Below are 21,227 nucleotides of genomic sequence, written 5' to 3' on the forward strand. Positions count from 1 at the left end.
TTAAATAACACTCTCCGGGGAATGCTATGACTGGTCAGTCTTCATCTCAGGCGGCTACGCCTTTTCAGTGGTGGAAGCCCGCACTTTTCTTTCTCGTGGTCATTGTCGGCCTCTGGTATGTGAAATGGCAGCCGTACTACGGCAAAGCCTTCACCGCTGCCGAAACGCACAGCATCGGTAAATCTATTCTCGCTCAGGCTGATTCCAGCCCGCTTCAGGCGGCATGGGATTACGCCATGGTTTACTTCCTTGCCGTCTGGAAAGCCGCCGTACTCGGCGTGATTCTGGGCTCGCTGATACAGGTGCTTATCCCGCGTAACTGGCTGGTGAAAACGCTGGGGCAGCCGCGCTTTCAGGGCACGCTGCTGGGGACCATTTTCTCCCTGCCGGGCATGATGTGCTCCTGCTGCGCCGCGCCCGTGGCCGCTGGGATGCGCCGTCAGCGCGTATCGATGGGCGGCGCGCTGGCGTTCTGGATGGGCAACCCGCTGCTCAATCCGGCGACGCTGGTATTTATGGGCTTCGTGCTCGGCTGGCATTTTGCCGCGATCCGCCTGGCTGCCGGGCTGGTGACGGTGCTGGTGGTGGCGACGCTGGTGCAAAACCTGGTGAAGGATAACGCGCCAGAGCCTGCGTCCGTTGAGCTGGAGATCGTCGAGCCGCAGGGGGGATTCTTTGCCCGCTGGGGCAAAGCGCTGTGGCAGCTATTCTGGAGCACCATTCCCGTTTATATCCTGGCGGTGCTGGTTCTGGGCGCGGCGCGCGTCTGGCTGTTCCCGCATGCGGATGGCGCTATCGACAACACGCTGATGTGGGTGGTTGCGATGGCCGTTGCAGGCTGCCTGTTTGTGATCCCAACGGCCGCTGAAATTCCGATTGTGCAGACCATGATGCTGGCGGGCATGGGAACGGCACCGGCGCTGGCGCTGCTGATTACGCTGCCTGCTATTAGCCTGCCGTCGCTCATCATGCTGCGTAAGTCATTCCCGGCGAAAGCGCTATGGCTGACTGCGGGGCTGGTGGCGTTGAGCGGGGTGATAGTGGGGAGTGTTGCGTTGCTGTAAAAAAAAGCCCGGTGGCGCTAGCGCTTACCGGGCCTACAGTAAGGTGTGGCTTACTTAATGTACGTAAACGCGGTGGTGACGTGCTTCACGCCGCTCACCCGGCTGGCGATATCCGCCGCCGCTTTCCCTTCACGTTCGGTCACCAGGCCCAGCAGGAACACTTCGCTGTTCTCGGTGGTCACCTTCACGTTAGAGGATTTCACCTGGTCGGAGCCCAGCAGCTGGGAGCGAACTTTGGTGGTAATCCAGGTATCGGATGAGGCGTCGCCCAGGCCAATTGGCTGGCCCTGACGCACTTCGTTAAACACTTCCGTTGTACCTTCTACGCCCATCGCAATTTGTTTCGCGCGTGAGGCCAGATCCATATTCGGTGCCTGGCCTGCCAGCAGCACTTTGCCCTGGTAGGCCGTCACGTTGATGCGCGCTTCTTTCTTGATTTGTTCGTCTTTCGACAGCGCGCTGTTGACGCGCAGTTCAAGCGTACCGTCATCTACCTGCGTTCCAACAGAACGCGGATCGGTTGCCGCTTTGGTACCCACTGCCGCGGTGCCGACAACGGCCGCTGCAATACATCCCTGAAGTAACAGTGCAGACGTTAGGACTGCGAGGGTCGATAAAGCCTTCATTAGTACTCCTTAATCATCCTGGTGAGGAAAAAGCGTGTTATCGATCAGATCGCATAAGCAGTTTACCGTCAGCATATGCATTTCCTGAATACGCGCGCTGCGGTGGGACGGAATGCGGATCTCCACATCCTGCGGCCCGAGTAGCCCGGCCAGTTCCCCGCCGTCATAGCCGGTCAGGGCCACGATAGTCATATCGCGGGTGACGGCTGCTTCAACGGCTTTGACGATATCCCGGCTGTTGCCGCGCGTGGAAATCGCCAGCAGCACGTCTCCGGCATGGCCCAGGGCGCGCACCTGCTTAGCGTAAATCTCGTCATGCAGACGATCGTTAGCAATCGCTGTTAAGACCACATTATCGGTATTTAGTGCAATGGCGGGTAAACTCGGTCGTTCTGTTTCAAAACGATTGATCATGCTGGCAGCAAAATGCTGTGCGTTGGCGGCTGACGTGCCATTGCCACAACAGAGGATTTTGTTGCCATTCAACAGGGACTGTACCAGCGTCATGGCTGCGCGAGAGATCGCGTCCGGGAGGGCTTCCGCCGCGGCAATCTGAGTCTGGATGCTTTCTGTGAAGCACACTTTAATTCTATCGAGCACGTTATCCCTTTTAAATCTTAATTATGCGTCTTCGCCAAAAGCGTTTTTAAGCCAGTCGATCTCATTTCCGGTGAAGGCTATCACATCGAACCGGCAATCCACAGTATCAAAACTCCCATTATGGCGGGCGAGCCACAAGTGGGCAGTCTGTAATAATTTTTGTTGTTTGGCGAACGTCACGCTGGCGGCAGCACCGCCAAAACGGGATGACTGTCGAAAACGCACTTCAACAAACACGGTGGTTTGACCTTCTTTCATAATCAGGTCAATTTCGCCGCCGCGTCCGCGGACGTTGGCGGCGACGAAGCGCAGTCCTTTGCCTTCAAGCCAGCGACGCGCTTTTAACTCCCACGCGTCACCGGTCTCTTTACGGCTTAACTGGCCGGGACGATTTGCCCCTGCTGGTATTTGAGCCATGATAACTTCCTGTTAATCACACAATCCTGAGTGGCGGTCAGATCGCCGGTATTGCCGTTAAGCTCAAAGCCCGGCACCTGGCGCATCTGGGTAAAGTGGTTTGCCAGTGCCCATGCATCGACACCCATCGCATACAGACGCGCCAGCGAGTAGTCGTTACGTACCGCGCCGAGCGCCTGCTGCATCAGCGCCGGGTTGCTGCCCGCCAGCATTGGGATTTCACTGTACTGAAGGCCATCCATCTCCAGACGGAAATCCGGGCCAGCGGTGCCCTGCGCGCTGCGCGAGCTGGCGTAGAGCGTTGCGCCGCTCTGGCTGCCGTTACGCATCGCGATCATTGGCTTAATGAAGGCAATCTCTTCCGGCGTGGCGACGATATAGGCCGCATCGACTTTACCACCCCCGCTAATTTGCGCGTCGGTAGGTGGAGCAGGAATGGTCAGGCCGCCGATGGTCACGCCCTGCTGCTGCGGCAGGCTTGCGGAGACCGGACTGCCGTTCAGCGCAATGCCTGCACCGCCGTTGACGCCTGCTCTCAGCTCAGAGGCCGAACCAAACTTCTGCTGCAGCACTACGCCGCCGCCGAGCGTTTGCCACTCCTGAGCAAAGGCATTTGCCACGCGATCGCCCAGCGTGCTGCGTGGGATGAGCAGCAGCGGAGCCTGCTTACCCTGCTCGTGAATGTGACGCGCCGCGTCGCGCGCTTCGTCTTCCGGAGAAAGCGCGAAGTAGCAGATGTTGGCGCGGTTTTGCACGTTCTCTGGCTGGTTGAGCGCCAGCACGTTCAGCGTGGTGCTGCTCTTCATCAGCTCTTCCACGTTGTTTTTCAGCAGCGGGCCGACAACGATGCTCGCGCCATCTTTTTGCACCTGGGCCAGTACCTGGTCAAGCGGCTGAGAGCTGGTGTCGTAGATTTTCAGCTCAGCGCCCGTCGCAGCGCTGGTGGTTGCCACGGTTTGTGGCTGGGCGACAGGCTGCTGTTCCGCTGGCGCGGTTTGCGGCTGCGGCTGTTCAGCCGTTGCCGGGGCAGGTGTTTCTGCCGGTGCCGGAGGAGCTGTCGCAGGCGTCGTTGGCGCGGTGACCGGGTTCTGCATGGTGCCCTGCGCAGGCGTTTGCGCCGTGGTCAGGTCGCTGGTCTCTGCGGCAGACGGGCTAACAACGTCATTCACGTTTGCTGCCTGAGCGGCCTGCTCCGGAACTGCGCTGCCGGACACGGGCATGATGCCATTTTTCGCCGCTTCAAAACCCTGCTGAATGGTGCGGCCAAATACCGCCGCCTGGCCGTTCAACGGCAGAAGCAGGGCGATTTTGCTGGTGGAGGCTGGCTTGAAGTTCTGCACGTTCACCAGCTGGGTTGGCAGCATTTTTGCGCCCGGGTTTTGCGGATAGCGGGTCTGCCAGTCGGTAATGCCGGCTTTCAGCATCTTTGGATCGCTGCGGTTGGTCAACCACATCTGCTGCAGATCCAGCCAGCCCTGCAGCACGTTTTCGTCTGCATTGATGACCAATGCCCGAGCCTGCTCCTGCGTCATGGACGCGAGCGCCTGCCAGGTCGCATCGATATTTTTCTGCTTGTCCGCACCGGCGAGCAGCGGCTCCTGTGCGATCAGGGCGCGCAGCAGCGTCAGGGAAGGGCGACCCTGTTCAGCGGTGATACCGGCCTGCCAGAAGCGAGCCTGCTGGTTTTTATCCAGCGCGCTGACGTCGATATTGCCGAGAATTTTCTTCGCGGACTCGTAATTTTTCAGCGCCACCTTCAGCTCGGCCGACAGCAGACCCTGCTCACGACGCTGGGTGTCGTTAAGATCCTGAGGCAGCTGGTTGAACAGTTCAGCGGCCTGCTGGGTTTTACCCTCTTTCAGCAGTGCACGAATGGCGAGTAATTGCCAGTTGATCCGGGTATCATTTGAGCTCTGCGACATTTGTTGCAGATAAAAACCAGAATCAGCCTGAGCCGAACCCTGCATATGGGCAGCGGTCTGGTCGGGTGCCTGGGTGCCACAGCCAGCGAAGATCAGGGCTGCCAGCAGGAGAGGCACGCTACGCGCGGCTTTTGTTCGAAGTAACGTTAAGGGTACCATACTGTATCCAGTGATTTTTTTTACGCAATGCTCAATATTAAATCGGCAATACGGACTAAACAATGAAACAACACGAAACGGCGGATAATTCTCAAGGCCAGCTTTATATTGTACCTACTCCTATCGGGAATTTGTCTGATATTACCCAACGTGCGCTGACCGTATTGCAAGCTGTTGATTTAATTGCCGCTGAAGATACTCGCCACACGGGTTTACTGCTGCAACACTTTGCGATAAACGCCCGCATGTTTGCCCTGCACGATCACAACGAGCAGCAAAAAGCCGAAACGCTGGTGGCGAAGCTCAAGGAAGGGCAGAACATTGCGCTGGTCTCTGACGCCGGTACGCCGCTGATTAACGATCCTGGCTACCACCTGGTGCGCACCTGCCGTGAAGCAGGCATCCGCGTCGTGCCGCTGCCGGGGCCGTGCGCCGCCATCGCGGCGCTGAGCGCGGCGGGTCTGCCGTCCGATCGCTTCTGCTATGAAGGTTTCCTGCCCGCCAAATCCAAGGGCCGCCGCGATGTCTTAAAAGAGCTTGAAGCTGAACCGCGCACCCTGATTTTCTATGAGTCAACCCACCGCCTGCTGGAAAGCCTGGACGATATGGTGACCGTCTGGGGAGAAGCCCGCTACGTGGTGCTGGCGCGCGAGCTGACCAAAACCTGGGAAACGATCCACGGCGCGCCGGTGGGCGAGCTGCTGGCGTGGGTGAAGGAAGACGAGAATCGCCGCAAGGGCGAAATGGTGCTGATTGTCGAAGGACATAAGGCACAGGAGGACGCGCTTCCTGCTGACGCCCTGCGTACGCTGGCGCTGCTGCAGGCAGAACTGCCGCTGAAGAAGGCCGCTGCGCTGGCGGCGGAAATTCACGGCGTGAAGAAGAATGCGCTGTACAAGTATGCGCTGGAGCAGCAGGGGGAGTAAGCCAGATGAGCCGCTATCAGCCTCCTTTTACCATCACGCCCGCAATCCTCAATCAGGTAGTTGAGATTGGTGAACTGATGGGGCATTGGGCGGCACATTCAGGTAGAACGTCGCCACTGCTGCGTAAAGAGAACCGCATTCGCACGATTCAGGCCTCGCTGGCCATTGAACATAACTCGCTGACGACCGGGCAGGTGACGGCAATCATGGACGGAAAGCGCGTACTCGCACCTGAAAAAGATATTCAGGAAGTACGTAACGCGATTCTCGCATATGAGGCGTTACCCGCATGGAAGCCGTGGAAACTCAGCGATTTGCTCAGTGCGCACCGATTATTGATGGTGGGTTTGGTCGACCGTCCCGGATCGCTCAGGGAGGGGGATGTCGGCGTATACCGTGGGGACCAGTTGGTCCACATGGCTCCGCCAGCCTCACAGATGAACCGCCTTATCGACGATCTTCTTTCCTGGCTTAGGCAAACCGATCTTCACCCGCTGATTGCCAGCTCGGTATTTCATTACGAGTTTGAGTTCATTCATCCCTTTTCGGATGGAAATGGCCGCATGGGACGGCTGTGGCAAACGCTGATCTTAAGCCAGTGGCGTGCAGAGCTTGCATGGCTGCCCGTTGAGACACTCATTCACTTCCAGCAAGCGCGCTATTACCAGATTTTAGGACAATGCGATCGGGCCAGTGATTGCACGGCATTCGTGGAGTTTATGCTGCAAAATATGACCGATGCTTTACGGGAAGGTATCGATATGACATCCGTTATGTCGGTACAAATGTCGGAAGAAATGTCGGAAAAGGAAAGCACCATCCTTGAGCTTCTTACTGTTCAACCGCAGATGACCGCTGCGATGCTGGCATCTATGCTGGGCGTCACTTCCCGAACCGTGGAACGCTATCTTTCGATCCTGCAGTCGAAAGGCAAATTAAAACGCCTGGGCGCAAGGAAGGGCGGAAGCTGGCAGGTCATGGCTTAACCTGCCAGCTGACGACGTTTTAGCTTTCTGGCACTGCCTCAAACACCAGCGTTTCCAGCGGCTGCAGCGTAATCACCACGGCATTTTTATACTCCCCTGGTACGGTTGAATTACGCCCGTACACCGCCTTCAAACCGTATTGCGTGGCACCACCCGTCGGGATCTCAAAATCTCTGGTCAGATCCAGGTAGTAGCTTTGCGGCTTATCTGACGGGTTACGCAAGCCGAGAATCGCTTTGTCCTTGTTCCAGGATGCCCAGCCGTAAACCTGCAGCGCGGTGGGATCGCCACCAATCCAGTGCGTGTCCACCAGCACGCCGGCGTTATCCCGCGACCACTTCGCGGCCTGTGCCAGGGTGTCCCACTTCGCCTTGTTGAGCATGGACGGGGTGATATACAGCTCCTGCAGCTGGGTGCCGGTCGCGAAGTAGCTCCAGACCTGATCGGCAAAGTCACCGTCCGTCTGGACTTTCTCCAGGCCGTAATAGGCATTTTCGGCGCTGACGATCCCGTGGTACATCAGCGAGTTCAGCGGGAACAGCGGGCCTTTGCGCACAATGGAGCGGTAGGTTTCGGCATCGCGATAGGTCATCCACTGCTGCACCGGCGTGCCGGGGCCGTACAGGTTTATGTCATCCCCCTGACGCCAGATTGAATCCGCGTAGAACAGCCAGGACGGGCTGGCGTCGGTGCCGGTCGTCAGGTTGATAAACAGATTCGGGTTAGCGCTGCGCATGTTATGCAGCAGAGCGATGGAGGCGTCAAAATCCGAGGCAAACGGGCTGCCCTGGATGTGCGAATTGGCATTGCCCATTCCGTCGAGCTTGAACGAGGTAATGTGCTCGTTTTTGATCAGCTTGATAATCTGTTCATTGAAGTTTTTAAAATAGTTCGGCCCGGACAGCGCCAGCTTCCCGTCTACCGTTTCGAAACCGTATTCCTTCGCATGCGAGACGCGCGTATCGCGCGGCTTGTTGTAACCGCCCCACGGCGAAAGCCACAGCCCGACGGAGCTGCGCAGGCTGTCGGCTTTCTCTCGTACCTTGCCAAAGCCGTTGCTGAATGCCGGGCCAAACAGCCAGCGTCCGGTAAGATCGTCCCAGCCGTCGTCCAGCAGGAAGGCGTCCAGCGCCACGCCGCGTCCGGTGATGAATTCCTTATTCCATTCATCCATGCGGCCAAGCACGTCCTGTTCGGAGTAGGGGGTAAAGAAACCGATATCCATCCAGCTGTTGTAGTGCAGGTAAGGCTTGTACGGGCGTGGACGCACGGCGTCGATGAACTGGTTCACGCTGCGGCGCAGCTGGCTGGTTTCGGGGAAGGTACCGAAATACGCGGTATAGCTCACCGGCGTCTCCGGCTGGATCGGCGTTTTTAATTCGACGTTGAGGTTGGTCGTCGCTTCATAGGCGTAGGTATTAACGATCGGCTTATCCGGCAGGATAAAGAACGAGTCAGCGATAATCGGCGAGCTGTTGATTGCCCCGTCAACATAAGGTGCCTGAGCCTGTTTTTTCGTCGGGAAGAAGGTAATTTTTGCCACGTTTCGCGGTTGCCCGACGGCAGCAAGCGTGTAGTCGATGCTGGCGTACTTCCCCTTCACCAGGTTTAACTTCACCGTTACGTTAAAGTCCGGATGGGTAAAGTCGATGATAATTGCACTGTCCTGCTTTTCGACGTGCTTGATTTTGAAATCAGCGGTGTGGATTTTTGTTTCATCCGGCAGCGTCAGAAAGAACAGCTCCTGCGGGGTGATGGGATGGTTGGCCGTAGTATCTTTCACCACCACCGTTGAATTTGCGTCATCAAAGGACAGAGCAAGCTTATCGTTGGTGAGCGTGTAGTTTGCCGCCATAGCGCTACAGGGAACGACAAGGGCAAGCATTGAGAGGGTGAGGTTTTTTTTCATCAGAATAAGATCCTTTTTGTTATGCTTCAGCCGGAAGCAGCAACCGATTTGCCGAGCCGCAAACGGCGATCTTGCTTCTGACCACCTCTTTCATGGCGTCCATGCCGACCCGCATGTAGAAGCGCGGATCGTTACCCTGCGGATTTTCGGCAAACCAGGCTTTAACCGCGTCAGAGAAGGCGATTTTCAGCTCGGTCGCCACGTTCACTTTGCACACGCCCAGCTCGATGGTGCGGCGTACAAACTCATCCGGCACATCGCTCGCGCCGTGCAGCACCAGCGGCACGGTGACCACTTCGCGGATCTCGGCCAGCCGCTGGAAGTCGATTTTCGGACGTTTGGTATAGAGGCCGTGCGCGGTGCCGATGGCGACGGCAAGGCTGTCTACGCCGGTCAGCTCGACGAAGCGTTTCGCTTCCTGCGGATCGGTGAGGAACGCGCTTTCGGCGTCCACGCTCATGTCATCCTCCACGCCGCCCAGGCGGCCCAGCTCGGCCTCGACGCTGCAGTCGTTGAGGTGGCAGAAATCGACCACCGACTTCACCAGCTTCACGTTTTGTTCAAACGGATAGTGGCTGCCGTCGATCATCGCGCTGCGCACGCCCGCGTTGACCTTGCGGCGAATATCGTCCAGCGATTCGTGGTGATCGAGGTGCAGCGCCAGCGGCATGTCGTAGGTGTGGGAGTACGCGCTGCACAGGGCGTAGATCTCTTCGAGCGCGATATGCTTAAAGGTGCCCGGCGTGCCCGCCAGGATCACCGGCGATCGCATTTCGCTGCACGCTTCGAGGATCGCCTGGATCGTCTCCGCGTTGTGGATGTTGAATGCCGGAACGGCGTAGCCTTTTGCCTGCGCGTCCTGCAGAAGGTATTTGGTAGAAATAATACTCATGATCCGATCCTCTTAAGCCTGCCACGGGTGAATAACAACGCCCTGCACCACGCGGTTGACCGTCCCGCTGGCGGATGGCGTATCGGGCGTATTGCCAACGCTGAGCGACTGGGTGAGCGCAAAGACCTGGGCATACATCAGGAAGCAGAACGCCTGTTCCATATCGATAAACGGACGGGAAGGCGGCAGCAGGATATGCGGGCCTGCTTCAATAACCGGATCGTTTTCAGCGGCGATGGCGACGACGCGCAGGGCCTGCCGATCGCGGCGCAGCTCGGCCAGCAGATCCAGATCGTACTGACGGGTATACGGATGGCTTGAGACATACACCACCACCAGCGTTTCGCTATCTACCAGCGACTTCGGCCCGTGACGGAAGCCCGTCGGGGAGTCGTAAAACGCCGCCAGCTTGCCCGCCGTCAGCTCCAGCACCTTCAGCGCCGATTCGCGCGCCGCGCCCTGCAGGCCGCCGCTGCCCAGATAGACAACGCGTTTCCACGCTTCATTGCCAAAGACGCCGTGGCTGAAATCACCGAGCGTAGTGAGGATCGCCTGACACCGATCGGCGACGTCGCGGAAGGTGTGGCTATTGATCGTTTCCGGAGCGAACACGGCCAGGCAGCTGGCCATCATGGTGGTAATGCTGCTGGTCATGGCAAACCCGCGATCGTGCGTTTCGGCAGGCATCAGCAGGGCATAGGCGTTATCGCTGTCGACCGCAGTTTGATACAGGCTTCCCGCCTCATTGCAGGTGATCGACAGGTGGTAGCACTCCGGCACGAACTGATTTGCCAGCTCGACGGCAGCGACGCTTTCCGGGCTGTTGCCGGAGCGGGCGAAGGAGATCAGCAGCAGCGGATGCGCAGGGCTGAAGTAGTCCATTGGATTGGTGACCAGATCGGTCGTTGGAACGGCTGTGAAGTTTTTCCCGGTGTGGCTGGAAAGCCATGGCGCAATGATGTCGCCGATAAACGCCGATGTGCCCGCGCCGGTCAGGACGATCCGCAGATCGCGCTTGCGCAGCAGCGGCGTCAGGAAACTGTCGATCGAGGATCGCAGGCTATCGATATTATTCAGTGAGCGGCTCCAGCTCGCAGGCTGCTGGCGGATCTCTTCCTCGGTCCAGGTGCCGGTTGTGGCGGCGGTAGTGGTTTGTTGCATAACTCATTCCTTAGTCGTGTGAATTCCACATCAGACGCTGGCAATCGTGTCGCTATCTTTCGTTTCGTTTCACTTGTTCACTTTAGCAGTTAAATAAAATCTATAGAAAAGAAATCGAAAGTTCAATGGGAGAAAAGAAATAAAACGAAAAGTGTGATCGCCAAAGGAAAGGCAATGAAGAAGGAAAGGAAAAGAAAGGCCTTACGATCTCGTTCCGTAAGGCCAACGGGAGACACAATGAAAGGGCTAAAGGGGAAGAGCCTGGCCCTGAATCCAGATCTTATTGAGGTGCAAACCCCCGTCCAGCGCGATGAGATTCGCGCGTTTACCCGGCGCTAACGAGCCGAGCTGGTTATCCATACCCAGCAGGCGGGCCGGGTGCAGCGTGGCCATATGAATCGCGTCTTCGGCGGTAATGCCCGTATGTTCCACCATATTGCGTACGGCGGCATCCAGCGCGAGCGTGCTCCCGGCCAGCCCGCCGGAGCCGGTTCGAACCACGCCGTTTTGCATCGAGACCTCTTCACCACAGAGCGTGTAGCGTCCGTCCGGCATACCTGCCGCCTGCATGGCATCGGTAATCAGCACCACGCGATCCTGCGCGCAGCAGCAGCACAAGCGCATTGCGCCCGGATGGACGTGGTGCCCGTCGGCAATCAGCTCCAGCCACGCCCGTTTGTCCGTAAGCCCTGCGCCGACCATGCCGGGTTCCCTGTGGTGCAGCCCCGTCATGCCGTTGTAGCAGTGAACCAGCCCGTCGGCACCCGCATCAAATGCCGCAAGCGTTTGATCGTAAGTGGCGGCGCTATGGCCCAGCATCACGCGTATGCCGCGCTGCTTTAGGTGGCGGATCGCCCGTAATGCGCCAGGTTTTTCCGGCGCGAGCGCCACTACCCGTAGCGTGCCCTGTGAAACGGCAACCAGCCTGTCCAGCTCGGCGATATCCAGCTCCCGGAACAGCTCCGGCGGATGCGCCCCTTTGTTCTGCGGCGTAAAGTAAGGTCCTTCCAGATAACTGCCCAGAACCTGCGCGCCGGGGCCGCCGGACTGAGTGCGCCGGGCGATGCGCATCAGCGCGGCGTGAATACTCTCCAGCGGCGCTGTCACGGTGGTGGGTAAAAATGCGCCCACGCCTTCGCGCGCTTTATGCATCGCCAGCGTATCCAGCACGTCGGGCGCATCGTCCATGACGTCTACGTCCGCGCCGCCGTGCACGTGCGTATCGATGTACGCCGGGCAAAGCAGCTCAGCATCGCGCGCCGTAACGCCTGCCGGGATAGGTTCAATCGCCGCAATCGTTCCGTTTTCAATGCGTAGCTGATGGTCGTCCAGCCAGCCCTGCTCCGTGAGCAAACGATGCGCGCGCAGCAGCTGGCTCATATTCCTTCCTCAGCCGGCGCTTCCTCGCGACAGCGTCCCAGCTCGTCCACCAGGCTGGTCAGCCCGCGATGCCCGCACTCCAGCGCCTGCCGCCGAAACGCTTCGCTGCTTAGCCCGTCGCGCTCCAGCACCATCTCCAGCAGCAGCTGCAGGTTGGTGCCGGTTATCACTTCGCTGCCCGGCCTTTGCATGGCGAGCGTTGACGCCACGCGGAACGGCGTGCCGCCCAGCAGGTCGGTAAGAAAGACAACATCGTGCTGCGCATCCAGCTCGCTCACCGCCTGCTCAAGCTGAGCGGTCAGCCGCGCGGTGGTGGAGCTTTCCGGAAAATCGACGGCGATGAACTGCGGCTGCTCGCCGAGGATCTGCTTCATTGCCTGCTCAAGCCCGCTGGCAAAGCCGCCGTGACCCGTCAAAATAATGCCTAACATCGCTACCTCTTTGCTTTTACAGGAAGTGACAGAACTTACCGACTACACCCAGCAGCACGGTGATACCAATCAGGCGCAGCGGGCTCCAGCCGCGGCGTACCAGCCAGAACATGGTCAGGGTATAGACCAGCGGCAGGAACGCGGGCATCAGCTTGTCGATCACGTCGGCCTGCAGTTTAACGACCGCATCACCCGCCTTGATTTCAAGCGTGGTATTGAGGCGGACGTAGGTGGCCACCAGCGCGCCGATCACCGTCATCCCGACGATAGACGCCGCGTGGCCGACCTTTTTGGTGTTGGCCTTAATCAGCGGAATGGCCGCGACGCCCATCCGGTACGCGTAGTGCGCCAGGCCAAAACGCAGGCCAAGGTGCACCACGTTAAACAGCACGATAAAGACCACCGCGCCCAGAATCGACCCTTGCAGCGCCAGGCTGGCGCCAATACCGCCGCAGATGGGCAGCAGGGTTAGCCAGAACATGGCGTCGCCAATGCCGCCGAGCGGGGCGCCGACGGCAATTTTGGTGCTCTGGATGCTGTTCACATCCTGCTTGGAGCGCTCCATCGCCAGAATAATGCCGATAACAAAGGTCACCAGGAACGGGTGGGTGTTGAAGAAGCCCATATGGCCTTTCATGGCGCGCGCCAGGTCCCGCTTGTTGGTGTGGATCTTTTTCAACGCGGGCAGTAAGCCATACAGCCAGCCGGAGGCCTGCATACGTTCATAGTTAAACGAGGCCTGCAGCAGCATGGAGCGCCAGGCCACGCGGTTAATATCCTGCTTCGTCAGCTCGGCACCGATGCTTTGGTCCTCGTAGACGTTTTCATTCACGCCGGTCAGGAGCGTCTCTTCGCTTTCAGACACGCCCGGCAACGTTGTTTGGTTAGATGCCATCTTCGAATTCCTCTTTCTGAGCGGCAGGCGCCGTCGGTTCAGGTGATTTGCGCATCAGGTCGATCAGCGCCATTGCCAGCGCGGCCGCCGCTATCGCCAGCACCGGGAGCTTGAGCCAGGCTGCAGCCACAAAGCCGATAATGAAGTAAGGGATATAGACGTTTTTCATCATGATCTTCAGCAGTACGGCGAAGCCGATAGCTGGCATGATGCCGCCCGCCACGCCGAGGCCGTCAATCAGACGCGCTGGCAGAACGTCAATGGCGGTTTTCGCATGTTCTGCACCGAAGTAGATCGGCAGGAACGCGCACAGAAAATAGAAGATGCCGAGCGCCAGCAGCGCCAGATAGTTGACCCGTTCAATGCCGCTGGTGTCGGCATTTGCCGCCATGCGGTCGCAGCGGGACATTACGCCGGACATTACCGAGAAGAGGAAGGTGATCCCCATTTGCACCGCAACGGCAAACGGCACGGCGACGCCAACCGCAACCTCCGGCTTCACGCCGGTGCTGATGGCAAAGGCGGTGCCCACGATGGTGCCGATAATGACGTTAGGCGGCTGCGCGCCCGCCAGGGGTGCTAGCCCCATCCAGACCAGCTCTAACGTCCCGCCGGTCAAAATGCCGGTATGCAAATCGCCCAGAATCAGGCCGACCAGCGGCCCGAGTACCACCGGGCGGTGCATGTGCGTTAAGCCGTTAAACATATCCAGACCGGCGATAAAGGCGAGTACGCCCAGCGCCAGCGCCTGCAACAGACTGATTTCCATTGTGAATCCCTCAGAGCAGTTTAAAGAGATCCAAAGCAGCTTCTGTTGGTACGCCCTGAACGAAGCATTCCACTCCGGCAGATTTCAGGCCGTTGAACGCGGCGATATCGTTCGCGTCGACAGAGACCGTTTTGGCAATTTGTTGTTTGCCATTGGCGTAGTGCATGTTTCCCACGTTGATACGGGTGATGGGCACGCCGCCCTTGACCAGCGTCAGAAAATCGGCGGGTGATTTGCAGACCAGCAGGATTTTCTGACGGTCAGCGGCGCGGTGAATGTTGTCGATCACTTTTTGCAGCGACCAGAAGCGCACGGCGATCCCCTCCGCGAGCACCATTTCCATCAGGTTTTGCTGTACCGGATCTTCAGCCACCTCGTCATTTGCTACCAGCACCAGGTTTGCCCCCGCAAACCCCACCCACTGCACGCCCACCTGACCGTGGATCAGACGTTCATCGATGCGGCATAAAACAATGTTTGGCATAGCGTTTTCCTCTTTTTAATTATGCGTTTTGAGTCGTTACGCCTTCGCAGGCGGCGTGGTACTGCTGAAGTATGTCCTGAATGTGGTTGATAATGAGTTCCCGTGGTGTCGACTTGAGAGCGCCCTCGCGAACTTTGCCGTACTGCAGCGGCAGATACTGGCTAATCAGCGGCAGCGGGATAGGTTCATCCGCCAGGTTGCGCACCAGTCGCTCAAAAGCATCGTCAATCTGGCTGTCCGGCCAGTAGTAGCGCACGCGGTCGGAGTAGCTGTAGCCGCGCGCCAGGCGTCGCGCGTTACCGTCACCGTGGTAGTGGCTTTGCCAGTATTCCGGGCGATCGAGCATGACGTTTTCCAGCACGTGGCGCAGGCCGGAGCTGGCTTTCGCAGGGAGCAGTTCCTCTTCAATGGCGGCCAGCGAGAACAGCGCCTCGCGCAGGGCGAAGGTCAGGGCAGGGCCAACTTTCAGAATGGCGAAGTGATCTTTCACCAGCTGGCGAAGCGCCTGCGGCGTCTGGTAATCGGTGGAGTGCGCTTCGAACACCAGCGTGTCGTAGGCTTCAACCATTTTGCTCAGCGCCACGGCTTTCTGCGGCTGATAATCACAGACGTGCGCATGGTCAAATTCAACGCCAGGTTGAACCACCAGGCCAATAATGCGCGGCCAGATGTCGTTTAACCCCTCTTTTTCGAACGCGTGGCGGTGAGCCTCAAGCGTGGCGCGGGCCGCGTCCGGCGTAGTGACCTCAAGCTCGGTGAGCGTCTCGTGTGCGCCGCCGGGAACCGGAACCTCCGTGCCGATAACGTAGACCAGATCGGTGACGCCGAACTGTTCGCGGCAGGTCGCTTCGGCAATCTTCGCCAGACGAGCCGCGCGTTCAGCAACGATGGCATCGGTTAACGGCACCGGATCGTCTTCGCAGGACATGCTGCAGTCGAGGTGGATCTTTTTGAATCCGGCGGCAACGTAGCTTTTGATGAGGTCGTCAGCATTGGCCATCGCCTGCTGTGCAGGCAGGTTTTGCCAGCGGTTCGGCCCTAAGTGATCGCCGCCGAGGATCAGCTGTGAGGTCGGAAAATCGAGCGACTCGGCCAGACGGCAGACAAACCCGTAAAAATCTTCGGGCGTCATGCCGGTATAGCCGCCAAACTGATCTACCTGGTTGGAGGTGGCTTCAATTAATAGCGGCGTTTGATGCGACTGTGCGTAACGAATTGCGGCTTCAAGTACCAGGGGATGTGCGGAACAGACGGCGTAAATCCCGTTTGCATTCCCCCGTTTATGTTGTTCCACCATGTGTGTCAGATGTTTCACTTTCCTCTCCATTTCGGATGGTGTTGATATTCATCTTTCGTTTTGTTTCATTTGATACTGCATCATGGTGTTATAAAAATAAAACGAAAGATAATAGTTTTCCGATCTGTTTCACAAAAGAAACATAATGAAAGGTTTCAGCGCCCGGTCGGCTTGCGTCTGGTCGCCAGACAGGGCTTGCATTCCCGTAAAAGAAAGGCCTTAATAGGCGAAACGAAATGAAACGAAAGTTTATTTATTAAGGAGCTCGTATGAGCAGCACCGACTCATCCGCGGAAAAGCGCATCACCGGCACCAGTGAAAGGCGAGAGCAAATTATTCAGCGGTTGCGGGCGCAGGGAAGCGTGCAGGTTAACGATCTTTCTCATCTCTATGGCGTGTCGACGGTGACGATCCGCAACGATCTGGCGTTCCTTGAGAAGCAGGGCATTGCCGTACGTGCCTACGGCGGCGCCCTGATATGTGAAGGCAATGCGACGGGCGCTGAGCCTTCCGTGGAGGATAAAAGTTCGCTGAATACGGCGGTGAAGCGCAGTATTGCGCAGGCCGCCGCTGAGCTGGTAAAGCCAGGCCACCGCATTATTCTGGATTCCGGCACCACGACGTTTGAAATCGCCCGCATGCTGCGCCAGCATACGGACGTGATTGCAATGACCAACGGGATGAACGTCGCCAATGCGTTGCTGGAAGCGGAAGGGGTAGAGCTGCTGATGACCGGCGGGCATTTGCGCCGTCAGTCGCAATCGTTCTACGGCGACCAGGCGGAGCAGTCGCTACAGAATTACCATTTTGACCTTTTATTCCTGGGCGTTGACGCCATCGATCTGGATCGCGGTGTAAGCACGCACAATGAAGACGAGGCCCGCCTGAACCGCAAAATGTGCGAGGTAGCGGAGCGTATTATCGTGGTGACGGACTCCAGCAAGTTTAACCGTTCGAGCCTGCATAAAATCATCGATACGCAAAGGATCGATATGATTATTGTCGACGAAGGGATTCCGGCGGAGAGCCTGGACGGGTTGCGGAAGAGCGGGATTGACGTGGTGCTGGTTTAAGAGGTTTTACACCTTTCCCCTCACCCTGCCCTCTCCCCATAGGGGCGAGGGTGAAAAGACCGCACCGAGCAGTCCCCTCTCCCCTATGGGGAGAGGGTTAGGGTGAGGGGCCATCACGTCACCGGTGCAGGATTAAACACCGCCAGCTGATTATGTAATCCCCACCGATCGGAGAAGGTTTTCTTCCTCCCGCTCGCCACGTCCAGAATGAAGTGGAACAGCTTCCAGCCCACGTCCTCAATGCTCTCTTCCCCGGTGGCGATGGTGCCCGCGTTGATATCCATTAAGTCATACCAGCGGTTCGCCAGCTCGGTGCGGGTCGCCATCTTAATCACCGGCACCGCCATCAGGCCGTACGGCGTGCCGCGTCCGGTGGTAAAGACCTGCACGGTAATGCCGGACGCCACCTGCTGCGTGCCGCAAACGAAATCGCTGGCCGGCGTTGCCGCGTAAATCAGGCCGCGTTTGGTGGGGCGCTGGCCCGGAGAGAGCACTTCCACAATCGCGCTCTGGCCGGATTTGGCAATCGAACCAAGGGCTTTTTCCACCACGTTTGCCAGGCCGCCCTTCTTGTTGCCCGGAGACGGGTTGGCGCTGCGGTCAGTTTGCCCCATATCGAGATAGTTATCGTACCAGGCCATCTCTTCCAGCAGGCGTTTGCCCACCTCTTCGTTGACGGCGCGCGGCGTCAGCAGGTGGATGGCGTCACGCACCTCGGTTACCTCGGAGAACATCACCGTCGCGCCGCAGCGCACAAAAAGATCGGACGCATAGCCCACCGCCGGGTTAGCGGTCACGCCGGAAAAGGCATCGCTGCCGCCGCACTGGGTTCCTACAACCAGGTCAGACGCCGGGCAGGTTTCGCGCTGGCGCCTGTTGAGCTTGTCCAGATGACGTTCAGCCACCTGCAGAATATCGTCGACCATCGATCTAAAGCCGACGTGGTGTTCGTCCTGCAGGCGCACGATGCTGGCATCGTCCACCGGAATGGCTTTCACATCCTCGGTGCCCTGCAGCAGGCGCTCGGGCTGCAGCTTTTCACAGCCCAGGCCAATCACCATCACCTCGCCGCCAAAGTTCGGGTTAAGGGCGATATTATGAATGGTGCGGATTGGCACCACCGCCGCGGGCGCGTTGATCGCCACGCCGCAGCCGTAAAGGTGGTTCAGGCCGACCACGCCGTCCACGTTCGGGTATTTCGGCAGCAGGTCGCGCTCGATGATTTTCACCACGTAATCCACCACGCCCGCCACGCAGTGCACGCTGGTGGTAATACCGAGCAGGTTCTTGGTGCCGACGCTGCCGTCCGCGTTGCGATAGCCTTCAAAGGTATAACCTTCCAGCGGCGGAAGCGGCTCGGGAACGCGGGTCGCCAGCGGCAGGGTGTTCAGCGGCGGTGCCTTGGGTAGCTCCACCAGCGACTCCTCAATCCAGCTTCCCTGCGGGATGGCGCGAACGGCATAGCCAATCACTTCACCGTAGCGCACGATTTCACCGTGAGCCGGGATATCCACCAGCGCGACTTTATGCCCCTGCGGAATATGCTCAATCAGTTCCAGCCCGTCCGGGAAACGGGTTCCCGCTTTTAAGCCGTTGTCGTTGACAATAATCGCCACGTTATCGGTGTCGTGTACTTTTATATAGAACGCCGTCGGCGATGCCTGTCGAATTTCAATGTCGGCCATTGTTCAGTATTCTCCAGCAAAGTGTCTGATAATTAATGCGGCCAGATGGATTTTTATTTTCTTATTATCGAAATAAAGATGCCGCTTCTTAAATAAAGAATGTCAGGACTTAGGGTATAAAAATGTGATCCGGATCACCCCCTAATGCGAGACATCATGCCCGTTAGCCCCTAATGCCTGATTCTGTGCATCAGCGCCCAGTGCTTTGTGCATATGCTCAAAATATTATTTATTTAGGCTGCGATAATTGAGCGTTATTACAATGTGCGAATACCGGGTGATGATTATACTGAATCACGATTTCATTGCGTCTGGTTAATTACCTGATATTGCCTGCTATCGATAAATAATCAGGGAATACTCCTTCATAAAAATTATAAATATAAAACTATCGATGTGCCCGAGGAAATAAACATGATTCTGGATACCGCTGTAGAATCGAAAAAGGGGATACCTACCCGTTATTTAATTCTGCTGATTATATTTATCGTTACGTCCATCAACTATGCTGACCGTGCCACGCTGTCGATTGCCGGCACCGAGGTGGCGAAAGAGCTGCAGCTGAGCGCCGTCTCGATGGGGTATATCTTCTCCGCCTTCGGCTGGGCCTACCTGCTGATGCAAATCCCCGGCGGCTGGCTGCTGGATAAGTTCGGCTCGAAAAAGGTTTACACCTACAGCCTGTTCTTCTGGTCGCTGTTCACCTTCCTGCAGGGCTTTGTGGATCTCTTCCCGCTGGCCTGGGCGGGCATTTCAATGTTTATCATGCGCTTTATGCTCGGCTTCTCGGAAGCCCCGTCATTCCCGGCGAACGCCCGCATCGTGGCGGCCTGGTTCCCGACTAAAGAGCGCGGCACCGCGTCTGCGTTGTTTAACGCGGCGCAGTATTTCTCGCTGGCGATCTTCTCTCCGCTGCTGGGCTGGCTGACCTTCGCCTGGGGCTGGGAACACGTCTTCACCGTCATGGGCGTGATTGGTTTTGTGCTGACCGGCGTATGGGTGAAGTACATCCATAACCCGACCGACCACCCGCGCATGTCCGGGCAGGAGCTGAAGTTCATTACCGAAGGCGGTGCCGTGGTCGATATGGACCACAAAAAGCCGGGTGCGCAGGCGGCGAGCGGCCCGAAACTCCACTACATCAAACAGTTATTGACCAACCGCATGATGCTGGGCGTCTTTTTTGGTCAATACTTTATCAACACCATCACCTGGTTCTTCCTCACCTGGTTCCCGATTTATCTGGTGCAGGAAAAAGGCATGTCGATTCTGAAGGTCGGTCTGGTGGCCTCCATCCCGGCGCTGTGCGGCTTTGCAGGTGGCGTGCTGGGCGGGGTGTTCTCGGATTACCTGATTAAGCAGGGCAAGTCGATAACGCTGGCGCGCAAGCTGCCGATTGTGCTGGGCATGCTGCTGGCATCATCCATCATCCTGTGTAACTACACCAACAACACCACGCTGGTGGTGGCCCTGATGGCGCTGGCGTTCTTCGGCAAAGGCTTTGGTGCCCTCGGCTGGCCGGTCATTTCCGACACCGCGCCTAAAGAGATTGTCGGCCTGTGCGGCGGTGTGTTTAACGTCTTTGGTAACGTGGCGTCTATCGCGACGCCGCTGGTAATCGGTTATCTGGTCAGTGAGCTGCATTCGTTCAACGCGGCACTGGTATTCGTTGGCTGTTCAGCGTTAATGGCGATGGTCTGCTACCTGTTCGTGGTAGGCGACATTAAACGTATGGAATTGCAGAAATAAGCAAAGGTATAAGCGATGAGTAACGATATCTTCCCGAACAAGTTTAAAGCGGCCCTCGCGGCGAATCAGATCCAGATTGGCTGCTGGTCTGCCCTGGCGAACCCCATCAGCACCGAAGTGCTGGGCCTGGCCGGGTTCGACTGGCTGGTGCTGGACGGCGAACATGCGCCAAACGATATCAGCACCTTTATTCCGCAGCTGATGGCGCTGAAAGGCAGCCACAGCGCGCCGGTGGTGCGCGTGCCGACTAACGAGCCGGTGATCGTCAAGCGCCTGCTGGATATCGGCTTCTATAACTTCCTGATCCCGTTCGTGGAGACCGAAGAAGAAGCGGTGCAGGCCGTGGCCTCTACCCGCTACCCGCCGGAAGGCATTCGCGGCGTGTCGGTGTCGCACCGCGCCAACATGTTTGGCACCGTGCCGGACTACTTCGCGCAGTCCAATAAGAACATCACCATCCTGGTGCAGATTGAGAGCCAGCAGGGCGTGGATAACGTCGATGCCATCGCCGCAACCGACGGCGTGGACGGCATCTTCGTTGGGCCAAGCGATCTGGCGGCCGCCTTCGGCCACCTGGGAAATGCGGGTCATCCGGAGGTGCAGCGCGCCATTCAGCACATTTTCGCCCGCGCCAAAGCGCACGGCAAACCGTGCGGCATTCTGGCCCCGGTTGAAGCGGACGCCCGCCGCTACCTGGAATGGGGCGCGACCTTTGTTGCGGTCGGCAGCGACCTCGGCGTATTCCGCGCCGCCACGCAGAAATTAGCAGACGCTTTTAAAAAATAACCATCATTGAGGAAAA

Annotated in this window: 20 protein-coding genes; 6 read left to right on the forward strand and 14 right to left on the reverse strand. The window is 57.9% G+C overall.

Going from position 1 to position 21,227, the window contains the following annotated elements:
- The first annotated feature begins 26 nt into the window (after positions 1–26).
- Positions 27–1,064 carry a permease gene (locus tag E0L20_RS19195; protein ID WP_131635332.1) on the forward strand — a complete coding sequence of 346 codons (1,038 nt, stop codon included), beginning with the start codon at positions 27–29 and terminating at the stop codon, positions 1,062–1,064.
- A 50-nt stretch (positions 1,065–1,114) separates the two neighbouring features.
- Here the strand turns inward: E0L20_RS19195 and dolP are convergent, their stop codons facing one another.
- From dolP to E0L20_RS19215, 4 genes are read right to left on the reverse strand one after another with little or no spacing between them, the layout of a single operon-like run.
- Positions 1,115–1,690, reverse strand: a complete 576-nt coding sequence (dolP, locus tag E0L20_RS19200; protein ID WP_131635333.1) for a division/outer membrane stress-associated lipid-binding lipoprotein — start codon at positions 1,688–1,690, stop codon at positions 1,115–1,117.
- A 9-nt stretch (positions 1,691–1,699) separates the two neighbouring features.
- On the reverse strand, positions 1,700–2,290 hold the full coding sequence (diaA, locus tag E0L20_RS19205) for a DnaA initiator-associating protein DiaA (protein WP_006178740.1): 591 nt from the start codon (positions 2,288–2,290) through the stop codon (positions 1,700–1,702).
- A gap of 21 nt (positions 2,291–2,311) precedes the next feature.
- Positions 2,312–2,707 carry a YraN family protein gene (locus tag E0L20_RS19210; protein WP_131635334.1) on the reverse strand — a complete coding sequence of 132 codons (396 nt, stop codon included), beginning with the start codon at positions 2,705–2,707 and terminating at the stop codon, positions 2,312–2,314.
- Positions 2,665–4,788, reverse strand: coding sequence for a penicillin-binding protein activator (locus tag E0L20_RS19215; RefSeq protein ID WP_131635335.1), 2,124 nt, complete (start codon positions 4,786–4,788; stop codon positions 2,665–2,667). Before E0L20_RS19215 ends, E0L20_RS19210 begins: the two co-directional genes overlap by 43 nt.
- Before the next feature lie 62 nt (positions 4,789–4,850).
- On the opposite strand from E0L20_RS19215, the gene rsmI reads away from it, so the two are divergent.
- Positions 4,851–5,714 carry a 16S rRNA (cytidine(1402)-2'-O)-methyltransferase gene (gene rsmI / locus E0L20_RS19220; RefSeq protein WP_131635336.1) on the forward strand — a complete coding sequence of 288 codons (864 nt, stop codon included), beginning with the start codon at positions 4,851–4,853 and terminating at the stop codon, positions 5,712–5,714.
- A gap of 5 nt (positions 5,715–5,719) precedes the next feature.
- Positions 5,720–6,700 carry a Fic family protein gene (locus tag E0L20_RS19225; protein WP_131635337.1) on the forward strand — a complete coding sequence of 327 codons (981 nt, stop codon included), beginning with the start codon at positions 5,720–5,722 and terminating at the stop codon, positions 6,698–6,700.
- 19 nt (positions 6,701–6,719) lie between these two features.
- On the opposite strand, the gene E0L20_RS19230 is transcribed toward E0L20_RS19225, so the two are convergent.
- The 9 genes from E0L20_RS19230 to kbaZ form a co-directional block, all read right to left on the reverse strand.
- On the reverse strand, positions 6,720–8,609 hold the full coding sequence (locus E0L20_RS19230) for an alpha-galactosidase (RefSeq protein ID WP_131635338.1): 1,890 nt from the start codon (positions 8,607–8,609) through the stop codon (positions 6,720–6,722).
- A 19-nt stretch (positions 8,610–8,628) separates the two neighbouring features.
- A complete protein-coding gene (gene kbaY / locus E0L20_RS19235) occupies positions 8,629–9,501 on the reverse strand; it encodes a tagatose-bisphosphate aldolase subunit KbaY (protein ID WP_045134778.1) in 873 nt (290 codons plus the stop codon).
- 12 nt (positions 9,502–9,513) lie between these two features.
- Positions 9,514–10,662: an SIS domain-containing protein gene (locus E0L20_RS19240; protein WP_131635339.1), complete on the reverse strand. Its 1,149-nt coding sequence runs from the start codon at positions 10,660–10,662 to the stop codon at positions 9,514–9,516.
- A 246-nt stretch (positions 10,663–10,908) separates the two neighbouring features.
- Entirely contained in the window at positions 10,909–12,042 is a 1,134-nt protein-coding gene (nagA, locus tag E0L20_RS19245) for an N-acetylglucosamine-6-phosphate deacetylase (RefSeq protein ID WP_131635340.1), read from the reverse strand.
- Positions 12,039–12,473 (reverse strand): PTS galactosamine/N-acetylgalactosamine transporter subunit IIA, encoded by a 435-nt coding sequence (gene agaF, locus E0L20_RS19250; protein WP_131635341.1) that lies wholly within the window; start codon positions 12,471–12,473, stop codon positions 12,039–12,041. Before agaF ends, nagA begins: the two co-directional genes overlap by 4 nt.
- Positions 12,474–12,489: 16 nt before the next feature.
- Positions 12,490–13,368 carry a PTS N-acetylgalactosamine transporter subunit IID gene (gene agaE, locus E0L20_RS19255; protein WP_010435942.1) on the reverse strand — a complete coding sequence of 293 codons (879 nt, stop codon included), beginning with the start codon at positions 13,366–13,368 and terminating at the stop codon, positions 12,490–12,492.
- Positions 13,358–14,137: a PTS N-acetylgalactosamine transporter subunit IIC gene (gene agaW, locus E0L20_RS19260; RefSeq protein ID WP_010435940.1), complete on the reverse strand. Its 780-nt coding sequence runs from the start codon at positions 14,135–14,137 to the stop codon at positions 13,358–13,360. The genes agaE and agaW overlap by 11 nt, the downstream gene beginning before the upstream one ends.
- Positions 14,138–14,147: 10 nt before the next feature.
- Positions 14,148–14,621: a PTS N-acetylgalactosamine transporter subunit IIB gene (gene agaV, locus E0L20_RS19265; protein WP_010435938.1), complete on the reverse strand. Its 474-nt coding sequence runs from the start codon at positions 14,619–14,621 to the stop codon at positions 14,148–14,150.
- Positions 14,622–14,640: 19 nt separating this feature from the next.
- A complete protein-coding gene (gene kbaZ / locus E0L20_RS19270) occupies positions 14,641–15,948 on the reverse strand; it encodes a tagatose-bisphosphate aldolase subunit KbaZ (RefSeq protein WP_131635342.1) in 1,308 nt (435 codons plus the stop codon).
- Between the two features lie 239 nt (positions 15,949–16,187).
- On the opposite strand from kbaZ, the gene E0L20_RS19275 reads away from it, so the two are divergent.
- On the forward strand, positions 16,188–16,991 hold the full coding sequence (locus E0L20_RS19275; RefSeq protein ID WP_131635343.1) for a DeoR family transcriptional regulator: 804 nt from the start codon (positions 16,188–16,190) through the stop codon (positions 16,989–16,991).
- 113 nt (positions 16,992–17,104) lie between these two features.
- Here E0L20_RS19275 and garD read toward each other — a convergent pair whose 3' ends face one another.
- On the reverse strand, positions 17,105–18,676 hold the full coding sequence (garD, locus tag E0L20_RS19280) for a galactarate dehydratase (RefSeq protein ID WP_131635344.1): 1,572 nt from the start codon (positions 18,674–18,676) through the stop codon (positions 17,105–17,107).
- Positions 18,677–19,090: 414 nt separating this feature from the next.
- Between garD and E0L20_RS19285 the strand changes: the two genes are divergently transcribed.
- A complete protein-coding gene (locus tag E0L20_RS19285) occupies positions 19,091–20,425 on the forward strand; it encodes an MFS transporter (protein WP_131635345.1) in 1,335 nt (444 codons plus the stop codon).
- A 15-nt stretch (positions 20,426–20,440) separates the two neighbouring features.
- Positions 20,441–21,211, forward strand: coding sequence for a 2-dehydro-3-deoxyglucarate aldolase (gene garL / locus E0L20_RS19290; RefSeq protein ID WP_131635346.1), 771 nt, complete (start codon positions 20,441–20,443; stop codon positions 21,209–21,211).
- Positions 21,212–21,227: the final 16 nt, after the last annotated feature.

The organism is Enterobacter wuhouensis (genome assembly GCF_004331265.1).
In the GTDB taxonomy this organism is placed as follows: domain Bacteria; phylum Pseudomonadota; class Gammaproteobacteria; order Enterobacterales; family Enterobacteriaceae; genus Enterobacter; species Enterobacter wuhouensis.